The organism is Bradyrhizobium sp. (assembly GCF_052389815.1).
GTDB lineage: Bacteria > Pseudomonadota > Alphaproteobacteria > Rhizobiales > Xanthobacteraceae > Bradyrhizobium.
Window position 1 is genome coordinate 1 of the sequence record NZ_JBQTHN010000071.1, and the last position, 9,705, is coordinate 9,705.

Genomic DNA, 9,705 nt, shown 5'->3' on the forward strand with positions numbered 1-9,705 from the left:
TCCGTCGGAAGGATGATCGAGCAACATCGTTGTCTCCAGGTTGAGTGGTTTCAGCAACCTCAGTCTGGCTTCAGACTCGGTCGCTATCCACTCCCCCATGGAATCTTCGTCGCTTCGCTCCTCGCAAAGTCGTTTCGACGAGCAATGCGCCTTTGCGTGCAGTCTGACCTCTGATAGATTGCCCGCACCATGATGATGAAAGCCAATATCGCTTCGGTCTTCTTCCTGAACCGCTGATTGCGGTGCCTGCTTTCGCAGGCGGAAGACGGCGGCGCTTCCGGCACCGCCACTAGACAAACCGGCCGACCGTCCCGCGCCATGCGGGCGGTGGACATTGGCCAGCGATATGAGGATTCTCCATGAATGCCCGCAAGGGGCTTCCGCGCGCGCTCAGCCGCACGCAAATCCAGCAGTTCATCAATGATGGCTTCGTCAGGATCGACGAGGCCTTTCCCCATCAGCTTGCTGAGGAAGGCCGCGCCATCCTGTGGCGCGACCTGCCCTGCGATCCGGCCGATCCCGCCACCTGGACGCAGCCCGTGATAAGGCTCGGCATGTACGGCGACGCGCCGTTCCGCGATGCCGTCAACACTCCCGTGCTGCACGCGGCCTTCGACCAACTGGTCGGCCGCGGGCGATGGCAGCCGCGCGTCGATCTCGGCAGTTTTCCGGTGCGGTTTCCAAGCCTTGATGATCCCGGCGACACCGGTTGGCACATCGATGTGAGCTTTCCGGGCCCAGGCGGCAGCTGGGAAGAGAGGCGCGATTTCTCCGACTGGCGTGCCAACGTCACCTCGCACGGACGCGCGCTCCTGATGCTCTTCCTGTTCTCCGACGTCGGCCAAGCGGATGCGCCGACGCGCATCAAGGCGGGATCGCATCGTGACATCGCGCGCATCCTTGCTTCGGCGGGCGAAGCCGGGATGTCCAATGCGATGCTCGGCCCACGGATGGCCGCGATCGAACGGCCCGAAGTCGCGGCGACTGGTCGCGCCGGCACGGTCTATCTCTGCCATCCCTTCCTGGTGCATGCCGCACAGATGCATCGCGGCGCGGCGCCCCGCTTCCTCGCGCAACCGGCGTTGCATCCCAAGGTGCCACTGCGGATCGAGCGTCCGAATCGCCGCTATTCGCCGGTCGAGCGTGCGATCCGACGGTCGCTCCAGACAAGCAAGGGATAACCAAACAAAAAAAGCGGCGCTCGCGCGCCGCTTTTTCAATTCCGCCTGCAGAGCGGACTTACGCCGCCTCGGCTTCCGTCTTCTCAGCGACCGGGCCGGAGTCCTTGCCCTTGGCATCGACGTCGCGGTCGACGAACTCGATTACGGCCATCGCGGCGTTGTCGCCGTAGCGGAAGCCGGCCTTGATGATGCGGGTGTAGCCGCCCTGGCGGTCCTTGTAGCGGGTCGCCAGCGTGTCGAACAGCTTCTTGACCTGGTCGACGTCGCGCAGCTCCGAGATGGCCTGGCGGCGCAGCGCCAGCCCACCCTTCTTGCCGAGGGTAACGAGCTTCTCGACGATCGGGCGAAGCTCCTTGGCCTTCGGCAGCGTGGTGACGATCTGCTCGTGCTTGATCAGCGCAGCCGCCATGTTGGCGAACATCGCGCGGCGATGCTCGGCGGTGCGGTTGAGCTTGCGGTGAACCTTACCGTGACGCATTGGACTATTCCTTCTTCAATTCTGTCGCGGTGGTTCAGCGACAAGTTCCTCAGGTGGGCTTCCTGCGTTCGCCCGCTAGCGAGTGGCGAATCGTGAGCAGCGAACGGCTTCTTTCCATTCGCTATTCGCCACTCCTACTCGCTCAGTAATGATCCTCGAAGCGCTTGGCGAGCTCGTCGATGTTCTCCGGCGGCCAGCCCGGCACTTCCATGCCGAGATGCAGACCCATCTGGGCCAGCACTTCCTTGATCTCGTTCAGCGACTTGCGGCCGAAGTTCGGGGTGCGGAGCATTTCCGCTTCGCTCTTCTGCACGAGGTCGCCGATATAGACGATGTTGTCGTTCTTCAGGCAGTTGGCCGAGCGCACCGACAGCTCGAGCTCGTCCACCTTCTTGAGGAAGGCCGGATTGAAGGCGAGATCGGGGATGATCTCCTGCGCGACTTCCTTGCGCGGCTCCTCGAAGTTGACGAACACGTTGAGCTGGTCCTGCAGGATGCGCGCGGCATAGGCTACCGAATCGTCCGGCGTCACCGCGCCGTTGGTCTCGATGGTCATGGTCAGCTTGTCGTAGTCGAGGATCTGGCCCTCGCGGGTGTTCTCGACCTTGTAGGAGACCTTGCGCACCGGAGAGAACAGGCTGTCGACCGGGATCAGGCCGATCGGCGCGTCCTCGGGACGGTTGCGTTCGGCGGGCACATAACCCTTGCCGGTCGCGACGGTGAACTCCATGCGGATCTCGGCACCATCGTCCAGCGTGCATATCTGCAGGTCCGGATTGAGCACGACGACGTCGCCGACGGTCTGGATGTCGCCGGCGGTGACCACGCCCGGGCCGCTCTTCTTCACGACCATGCGCTTGGGGCCTTCGCCCTGCATCTTGATCGAGATGTCCTTGATGTTGAGCACGATGTCGGTGACGTCCTCGCGAACGCCTGCGATCGAGGAGAACTCATGCAGCACGCCGTCGATGTGCACCGACTGCACGGCGGCGCCCTGCAGCGAGGACAGCAGGATGCGGCGCAGCGCATTGCCGAGCGTCTGGCCGAAGCCGCGCTCGAGCGGCTCGGCCACCAACGTGGCGAAACGGGAAGCATCCGAACCCGGCGTGACCTGCAGCTTGTTCGGTCGAATCAGTTCTTGCCAATTTTTCTGGATCGTCACTGTTTTTCACCCATACGGGCCGGCCGATTTGCGCTTCAAACCGCCGGCGTTGGAGACACGCGGGTCAAGTCCGCGTCGTACAATTCCAAAACCGTCGCGAGCCGGAGCGGCCGCCCCGCGACTTCTACAAATCAAACGCGCCGGCGCTTGCGCGGACGGCAACCATTGTGCGGGATCGTGGTCACGTCGCGGATCGAGGTGACGGTGAAGCCCGCAGCCTGCAGCGCGCGAAGCGCCGATTCGCGGCCCGAACCGGGGCCGGCCACTTCCACTTCCAGCGTGCGCATGCCGTGTTCCTGCGCCTTCTTGGCGACGTCCTCGGCGGCGACCTGCGCGGCATACGGCGTGGACTTGCGCGAGCCTTTGAAGCCCATCGTGCCGGCCGACGACCAGGCGATCGCGTTGCCCTGCGCGTCGGTGATGGTGATGGTCGTGTTGTTGAACGACGAATTCACATGCGCGATGCCGCTGGCGATGTTCTTGCGTTCGCGACGGCGGACGCGGGTGGCTTCCTTGCCCATTGACTACCTTTCCTGTGATCTCAAACGCCGCCGTAATGCCAGCGGCTACACCGAAAAACGCGAGTAGCGAATGGCGAGTAGCGAATAGAATCTATTCGCCATTCCCGATTCGCTATTCGCAAAATTACTTCTTCTTGCCGGCGATCGCCTTGGCCGGACCCTTGCGCGTGCGCGCATTGGTATGGGTGCGCTGACCGCGCACCGGCAGGCCGCGACGATGGCGCAGGCCGCGATAGCAGCCGAGGTCCATCAGACGCTTGATGTTGATGCCGACCTCGCGGCGCAGGTCGCCCTCGACGAGATAGTCGCGGTCGATCACTTCGCGGATCTGCAACACTTCCTGGTCGGTGAGCTGGCTGACGCGGCGGTCCAGCGGAATCTTCACCTTTTCCATGATCTCGCCAGCATTCTTCTGGCCGATGCCATGGATATATTGAAGCGCGATCAGCACGCGCTTGTTGGTCGGAATATTGACGCCGGCAATACGGGCCACTGACTTCTCTCCTGTCACCGGCCTCGGCCGGACATTTCGTTTAAAGCGCAGTCACGCTTTGTCTTGTGTTAGCTCGGGCAGGTGTCCACAAACGCGAACACGACGCCCTAACCCCTTGGTTTCCCGGGGCCCGGCATCGTCTGATAACTATCCGATCTGGATGCGGGGCTTATTAAGGGATTCAGGCGGGTTTCGTCAACCGATTCTAACGCTTAGCTCGCTTTTTCGTGACCTTTTTGGTGGCTTTCGCGGCCTTCCCGTCCGCCCTTTCCCCGAGCCACCTTGGCGGGCTTGCGGACCGCCTTTTTGGCCGCCTTCCGCGCGCCTTTGGGGGCCTTGCGGGCCGCCTTGGCAGGTTTTTTGGCCTTCTTCGCCGCCTTCTTCCCGGCCTTCCCGGCAGCCTTGGCGGGTTTCCGGGCCACCGGCTTGGAAACCTTCCGGGTTCCATTGCCCGCCTTGCTTGCGCGCCTGGCGGGCTTTGCCGGCGCCTTGGCCCCGGCCCCGATCGCGGCCAGCACCCGGCTGATCTCCTCGGTGACCCCGTCGATGCTCATCATGCCGTCGACCGTCAGCAGGCTGCGCCGGTCCGAATAGTAGTGAATAAGGGGCTCGGTCTGGGCGCGGTAGCTGGCCAGCCGCTTGGCCAGCACTTCCGGCGTGTCGTCGGCCCGGACCTCCTCGCCGCGCGCGCGGGTCTCGGCGGCGCGATTCTCGACCCGTTGCAGCAGCGCGCCTTCATTGACCTTGAGCTCGACCACCGCGTCGAGCTTCATCTTCTTGCGCTTCAGCAGGTCATCGAGCGCCGCCGCCTGCGGCACCGTGCGCGGAAACCCGTCGAGAATGAATCCGTTGGCCGCGTCCGGCTGCTCGATGCGGTCGGCGATGATGTCGACCACGACGTCGTCCGGCACCAGCCCGCCGGCCGCCATGATGTCCTTGGCCTTCAGTCCGACCGGCGTTCCGGCCGCAACGGCCGCGCGCAGCATGTCGCCGGTCGAGAGCTGGACGATGCCGTATTTCTCCACCAGGCGCTCGGCCTGCGTTCCCTTGCCCGCGCCGGGCGGTCCCAGAAGAATCAGTCGCATTGCTTCGCCCCCCGGCTGGGTGAGCGAAGGCGCGCACCCGATTAGAAGTTCCCGACGCGCCGCCCTCTTAGCGGCGGCGACCCCGCAGCTTGGATTTGCGGATCAGTCCTTCGTACTGATGCGCCAGCAGATAGCCCTGAACTTGCGCCACCGTGTCCATGGTGACACTGACCACGATCAAGAGCGACGTACCACCAAAGTAGAACGGCACGGAGGCGTAAGAGATCAGGATTTCCGGGATCAGGCAGACGATGGCGAGATAGATCGCGCCCAGCACCGTGATGCGCGACAGCACGTAATCGATGTATTCGGCGGTGCGCTCGCCGGGGCGGATGCCCGGAATGAAGCCGCCATGCTTCTTCAGATTGTCCGCGGTCTCGGTCGGGTTGAACACGATCGCGGTGTAGAAGAAGGCGAAGAAGACGATCATCGCCAGGTACAGGAACAGGAACAGCGGCCGGCCGTGGCTCAATTGGGTGTTGAGCCACTGGAACCATTCCGGCCCACTGCCGGCGTTGAAGTTGGCGACCGTGGTCGGCAACAGCAGCAGGGACGAAGCGAAGATCGGCGGGATCACGCCGGAGGTGTTTAGCTTCAGCGGCAGATGCGAGGACTGGCCCTCGAACATCTTGTTGCCGACCTGGCGCTTCGGATACTGGATCAGCAGCCGGCGCTGCGCGCGCTCGACGAAGACGATGAAGGCGATCACGGCGACCGCCATGATGGCCACGATCAGGATCAGGCCGGTGGACAGCGCGCCCTGGCGGCCGAGTTCGAGCATGCCGGCGAGCGCCGACGGCAGTTCGGCGACGATGCCGGCGAGGATGATCAGCGAGATGCCGTTGCCGATGCCCCTCGACGTGATCTGCTCGCCGAGCCACATCAGGAACATGGTGCCGCCGGTCAGCGTGATCGTGGTCGACAGCAGGAAGAACACGCCGGGTTCGCTGACGACGTTGCCGGCGCCCTGCAAGCCGACGGCGATACCGTAGGACTGGAACGCGGCCAGGATCACCGTGAGATAGCGGGTATACTGATTGAGCGTCTTGCGGCCCGCCTCGCCTTCCTTCTTCAGCGCCTCGAGCTGCGGCGAGACCGTGGTCAGGAGCTGGATAATGATCGAGGCCGAGATGTACGGCATGATGTTCAGCGCGAAGATCGCCATGCGGTTGATGCCGCCGCCGGCGAACATGTTGAACATGCCGAGAATGCCGCCGGCCTGCGAGCGGAACACCTGCTCCCAGGCGGCCGGGTCGATACCCGGCAGCGGAATGTACGTGCCGAGCCGATAAACAAGCAGCGCACCCAGCGTGAACCAGATGCGCTTCTTCAGCTCTTCGGCCTTGGCGAGCGACGAGAAATCGATGTTCTTCGCAAGTTGTTCTGCTGCCGAGACCATGTTTTGGCTTTCTCCCGCGCGCCCCCTGCTGCCGCTGTTTCCGGACCCGAACCTTGAGGCAGACGCCGGATATTATCTGGTATCCGGCTCCGATAAGTCCATTGTCCCGGAAAGCAAATTGCCCGCGAGGCGGCGGGCAATGACGCAGATGTTACGCCGCTTCGCCTTCTTCCTTGGCCGGGGCCAGGATCTTGACCGAGCCGCCCGCCTTTTCGACCGCCGCGATGGCGGACTTGGAGGCGCCGTGCACCTCGATCGTGAGCTTGGCCTTGAGCTCGCCGCGGCCGAGCAGGCGAACGCCCGCCTTGGCGCGGCGCAGCACGCCGGCCTTGACCAGCGACTCCGCATTCACGGTGTCCTTGGCGTCGATCGCCTTGGCGTCGACCGCCTGCTGCAGCCGGTCGAGATTGATCTCGGCGAACTCGACGCGGAACACGTTGTTGAAGCCGCGCTTGGGCAGACGGCGATGCATCGGCATCTGGCCGCCCTCGAATCCCTTGATGCGCACGCCCGAACGCGCGGTCTGGCCCTTGCCGCCGCGGCCGGCTTGCTTGCCCTTGCCGGAACCGATGCCGCGGCCGACGCGCATGCGCTTCTTGCGCGAGCCGGCATTGTCGGCGATATCGCTGAGCTTCATGCTCCGCTCCTTAATTACTTATCGCCGACGATGCGGACGATATGGTGAACCTTGGCGATCATGCCGCGAACTTCCGGGGTGTCCGGCAGTTCGGCAGTGCGGCCGATCTTGTTGAGCTTGAGGCCGATCAGGGTCGAGCGCTGCGAGTGATGGCGGCGGATTGCGCTGCCGGTCTGCTCGACCTTGATCGTCTTTGCGGCCTTGGCCATGACTTCACTCCGATCGAAACGTTAGTCCGCCGCTGCCTCGGCGTCGCCGCCGACGCGGCGCGACTGCAGGGTGGAAACCTTGATGTTGCGGCGCGCCGCGACCGAGCGCGGGCTATCCTGGTGCTTCAGGGCGTTGAAGGTGGCGCGAACCATGTTGTAGGGGTTGGACGAGCCGATCGACTTCGCCACCACGTCCTGCACGCCGAGCGTCTCGAACACTGCGCGCATCGGACCGCCGGCGATGATGCCGGTGCCGGCGGGAGCTGCGCGCAGATAGACGCGGCCCGCGCCATGGCGACCGAAGATGTCGTGGTGCAGCGTGCGGCCTTCGCGAAGGGCAACGCGCGTCAGATTACGCTTGGCCGATTCGGTGGCCTTGCGGATCGCCTCCGGCACCTCGCGCGCTTTGCCGTGGCCGAAGCCCGCGCGGCCCTTCTGGTCGCCGATCACGACCAGCGCCGCAAAGCCGAAGCGCTTGCCGCCCTTGACGACCTTCGCCACGCGATTGATGTGGACGAGCTTGTCGACGAACTCGCTGTCGCGCTCCTCGCGCTCCCTGCTCCGTTCGCGTCCGCCGCGTTCGCGTTCACCTGCCATGGTGTTTTCCAATCTCTGGGGGACGATGCCCCTGTCCTCATAAAGTTTTCAGTTGCTCAGAAGCTGAGCCCGCTCTCGCGTGCGGCGTCCGCGAGCGCCTTGACGCGCCCGTGATAGAGATAGCCGCCGCGGTCGAACACGACTTCCTTGACGCCCTTCTGCACGGCGCGCTCGGCAAGCAACTTGCCGACCGCCTTGGCCGCGTCGATGTCCGCGCCGGTCTTGCCCGCCTCGCGCAGGGTCTTCTCCAGCGACGAGGCGGAAGCGACCGTCTCGCCCTTCTGGTCGTCGATGACCTGGGCATAGATGTGCTTCGACGAGCGGAACACCGAAAGACGCGGACGGCCGTTGGCCGAGCGGCGCAGCGCCAGGCGCACGCGCTTCTTGCGCCGGGCATTCGTAACCTTCAATTGCGACATGACCGGCTCCGTTACTTCTTCTTGCCTTCCTTGCGGAAGATGAATTCGCCTGCGTATTTCACGCCCTTGCCCTTGTAGGGCTCCGGCGGACGGTAGCTGCGGATTTCCGCCGCCACCTGGCCGACGCGCTGCGGGTCGCTGCCCACGATGGTGATCTCGGTCGGCTTCGGCACGGTGACCGTGATGCCTTCCGGGATCGGGTAGACGACGTCGTGGCTGTAGCCGAGCGCGAGCTGAAGGTTCTTGCCCTGCATCGCGGCGCGGTAGCCGACGCCGGTGATTTCGAGCTTCTTCTCGAAGCCCTTGGTGACGCCTTCGACGAGGTTGGCGACCTGCGCACGCGCGGTGCCGTACATCGCCCGCGCGCGGTTGGTGTCGACCTTGGGGTTGAACTTCACCTGGCCGTTCTCGAACTTCACCTCGACGTCGTCATGCGCGACGAAGGAAAGCGTGCCCTTGGGGCCCTTCATCTTCACCGTCTGCCCTTCGACGGTCGCCGTCACACCGGACGGGATCGCCACAGGCCGTTTGCCAACACGTGACATTGCTCAATCCCTTCTCAGAACACCGTGAAGAGAACTTCGCCGCCCACATTCGCGTCGCGCGCGTCGTGATCGGCCATGATTCCCTTCGGTGTCGACAACACCGAAATGCCGAGACCGTTGTTCACGCGCGGCAGGTTTTTCACCGAGGCGTAAACGCGGCGGCCCGGCTTGGACACCCGCTCGATCTCGCGGATGACCGGCTCGCCGTCGAAATACTTCAACTCGATCTCGAGCTCGCTGCGGCCGGACGAATGCTCCACGCTGGCATAGCCGCGGATGTAGCCTTCCGACTTCAGCACCTCGAGCACGTTGGCGCGCATCTTGGAGCCCGGGCTCGAGACCTTGGACTTGGAACGCATCTGCGCGTTGCGGATGCGGGTGATCAGATCGCTGATCGGATCGTGCGTCGACATGTCCGATCCTCCTTACCAGCTCGACTTCACCAGGCCCGGAACCAGGCCCTTGGAGCCGAGTTCACGCAGCGCGATGCGGCTGAGCTTGTTCTTGCGATAGGTCGAGCGCGGACGGCCGCTCATCTCGCAGCGGTTGCGGATGCGGGTCGCGGACGAATTGCGCGGCATCTGGGCGAGCTTCAGGGTGGCGGCGAACCGCTCCTCCATCGGCCGCTTCTTGTCGGCGATGATCGCCTTCAGTTTCGCACGCGCGGCGGCGGCGTTCTTCGTCATCCGCTTGCGCCGGTTGTTCTTCTCGATCGAACTCTTCTTCGCCATGCGTCTCTCCAGAGGTTCCGCGTTTGAAAGCTCAGTCTGCCTTCACTGCCGGAACGGGAAATTGAATGCGGTCAACAGCGCGCGCGCCTGCTCGTCGTCGGGCGCCGTCGTGCAGACCGTGATGTCCATGCCCCAGACGTCCGACGCCTTGTCGTAGTCGATCTCCGGGAAAACGATGTGCTCCTTGATGCCGAGGGTGTAGTTACCGCGGCCGTCGAAGCTCTTCGGGTTCAGGCCACGGAAGTCCC

15 protein-coding genes and 1 pseudogene are annotated in these 9,705 nt (G+C 64.0%); 1 reads left to right on the forward strand and 15 read right to left on the reverse strand.

Features of this window, described 5'->3' with window-relative positions; translation table 11 throughout:
• Window positions 1-297 (reverse strand): hypothetical protein (locus ACT4OC_RS12400; RefSeq protein WP_444839286.1); only part of this gene is annotated, 297 nt, incomplete at its 3' end.
• A 62-nt stretch (window positions 298-359) separates the two neighbouring features.
• Here ACT4OC_RS12400 and ACT4OC_RS12405 point away from each other — a divergent pair.
• Window positions 360-1,181 (forward strand): phytanoyl-CoA dioxygenase family protein, encoded by an 822-nt coding sequence (locus ACT4OC_RS12405; protein ID WP_444839287.1) that lies wholly within the window; start codon window positions 360-362, stop codon window positions 1,179-1,181.
• A gap of 58 nt (window positions 1,182-1,239) precedes the next feature.
• Here ACT4OC_RS12405 and rplQ read toward each other — a convergent pair whose 3' ends face one another.
• From rplQ to ACT4OC_RS12475, 14 genes and pseudogenes are all read right to left on the reverse strand, one after another.
• On the reverse strand, window positions 1,240-1,659 hold the full coding sequence (rplQ, locus tag ACT4OC_RS12410) for a 50S ribosomal protein L17 (RefSeq protein WP_444839288.1): 420 nt from the start codon (window positions 1,657-1,659) through the stop codon (window positions 1,240-1,242).
• A gap of 142 nt (window positions 1,660-1,801) precedes the next feature.
• Window positions 1,802-2,821 (reverse strand): DNA-directed RNA polymerase subunit alpha, encoded by a 1,020-nt coding sequence (locus tag ACT4OC_RS12415; protein WP_444839289.1) that lies wholly within the window; start codon window positions 2,819-2,821, stop codon window positions 1,802-1,804.
• A gap of 131 nt (window positions 2,822-2,952) precedes the next feature.
• On the reverse strand, window positions 2,953-3,342 hold the full coding sequence (gene rpsK / locus ACT4OC_RS12420) for a 30S ribosomal protein S11 (RefSeq protein WP_291608969.1): 390 nt from the start codon (window positions 3,340-3,342) through the stop codon (window positions 2,953-2,955).
• Between the two features lie 124 nt (window positions 3,343-3,466).
• A complete protein-coding gene (gene rpsM, locus ACT4OC_RS12425; protein ID WP_444839290.1) occupies window positions 3,467-3,835 on the reverse strand; it encodes a 30S ribosomal protein S13 in 369 nt (122 codons plus the stop codon).
• A 212-nt stretch (window positions 3,836-4,047) separates the two neighbouring features.
• A complete protein-coding gene (locus ACT4OC_RS12430; protein ID WP_444839291.1) occupies window positions 4,048-4,920 on the reverse strand; it encodes an adenylate kinase in 873 nt (290 codons plus the stop codon).
• 67 nt (window positions 4,921-4,987) lie between these two features.
• Complete coding sequence (gene secY, locus ACT4OC_RS12435) at window positions 4,988-6,319, reverse strand: preprotein translocase subunit SecY (protein ID WP_444839292.1); 1,332 nt, start codon at window positions 6,317-6,319, stop codon at window positions 4,988-4,990.
• Window positions 6,320-6,470: 151 nt separating this feature from the next.
• Window positions 6,471-6,956: a 50S ribosomal protein L15 gene (gene rplO, locus ACT4OC_RS12440; protein WP_444839293.1), complete on the reverse strand. Its 486-nt coding sequence runs from the start codon at window positions 6,954-6,956 to the stop codon at window positions 6,471-6,473.
• Window positions 6,957-6,970: 14 nt separating this feature from the next.
• On the reverse strand, window positions 6,971-7,165 hold the full coding sequence (gene rpmD / locus ACT4OC_RS12445) for a 50S ribosomal protein L30 (RefSeq protein ID WP_444839294.1): 195 nt from the start codon (window positions 7,163-7,165) through the stop codon (window positions 6,971-6,973).
• 21 nt (window positions 7,166-7,186) lie between these two features.
• The gene (gene rpsE / locus ACT4OC_RS12450) at window positions 7,187-7,762 is read right to left on the reverse strand and encodes a 30S ribosomal protein S5 (protein WP_444839295.1); all 576 of its coding nucleotides are present in this window, start codon (window positions 7,760-7,762) and stop codon (window positions 7,187-7,189) included.
• Window positions 7,763-7,818: 56 nt separating this feature from the next.
• Entirely contained in the window at window positions 7,819-8,181 is a 363-nt protein-coding gene (gene rplR, locus ACT4OC_RS12455; RefSeq protein ID WP_444839296.1) for a 50S ribosomal protein L18, read from the reverse strand.
• A gap of 11 nt (window positions 8,182-8,192) precedes the next feature.
• Window positions 8,193-8,726 carry a 50S ribosomal protein L6 gene (gene rplF / locus ACT4OC_RS12460; protein ID WP_444839297.1) on the reverse strand — a complete coding sequence of 178 codons (534 nt, stop codon included), beginning with the start codon at window positions 8,724-8,726 and terminating at the stop codon, window positions 8,193-8,195.
• Window positions 8,727-8,740: 14 nt separating this feature from the next.
• A complete protein-coding gene (gene rpsH / locus ACT4OC_RS12465; RefSeq protein WP_444839298.1) occupies window positions 8,741-9,139 on the reverse strand; it encodes a 30S ribosomal protein S8 in 399 nt (132 codons plus the stop codon).
• A 12-nt stretch (window positions 9,140-9,151) separates the two neighbouring features.
• Complete coding sequence (gene rpsN / locus ACT4OC_RS12470) at window positions 9,152-9,457, reverse strand: 30S ribosomal protein S14 (protein WP_444839299.1); 306 nt, start codon at window positions 9,455-9,457, stop codon at window positions 9,152-9,154.
• A 42-nt stretch (window positions 9,458-9,499) separates the two neighbouring features.
• A pseudogene (locus ACT4OC_RS12475) lies at window positions 9,500-9,705 on the reverse strand (50S ribosomal protein L5); the annotation flags it as partial.

Coding starts and splice junctions, on each gene's coding strand:
- rplQ (WP_444839288.1), bottom strand. CDS start 1,659: ATGCGTCACGGTAAGGTTCACCGCAAGCTCAACCGCACCGCCGAGCAT.
- secY (WP_444839292.1), bottom strand. CDS start 6,319: ATGGTCTCGGCAGCAGAACAACTTGCGAAGAACATCGATTTCTCGTCG.
- ACT4OC_RS12405 (WP_444839287.1), top strand. CDS start 360: ATGAATGCCCGCAAGGGGCTTCCGCGCGCGCTCAGCCGCACGCAAATC.
- rplO (WP_444839293.1), bottom strand. CDS start 6,956: ATGAAGCTCAGCGATATCGCCGACAATGCCGGCTCGCGCAAGAAGCGC.
- rpsK (WP_291608969.1), bottom strand. CDS start 3,342: ATGGGCAAGGAAGCCACCCGCGTCCGCCGTCGCGAACGCAAGAACATC.
- rpmD (WP_444839294.1), bottom strand. CDS start 7,165: ATGGCCAAGGCCGCAAAGACGATCAAGGTCGAGCAGACCGGCAGCGCA.
- rpsE (WP_444839295.1), bottom strand. CDS start 7,762: ATGGCAGGTGAACGCGAACGCGGCGGACGCGAACGGAGCAGGGAGCGC.
- ACT4OC_RS12430 (WP_444839291.1), bottom strand. CDS start 4,920: ATGCGACTGATTCTTCTGGGACCGCCCGGCGCGGGCAAGGGAACGCAG.
- rpsH (WP_444839298.1), bottom strand. CDS start 9,139: ATGTCGACGCACGATCCGATCAGCGATCTGATCACCCGCATCCGCAAC.
- rplF (WP_444839297.1), bottom strand. CDS start 8,726: ATGTCACGTGTTGGCAAACGGCCTGTGGCGATCCCGTCCGGTGTGACG.
- rplR (WP_444839296.1), bottom strand. CDS start 8,181: ATGTCGCAATTGAAGGTTACGAATGCCCGGCGCAAGAAGCGCGTGCGC.
- rpsN (WP_444839299.1), bottom strand. CDS start 9,457: ATGGCGAAGAAGAGTTCGATCGAGAAGAACAACCGGCGCAAGCGGATG.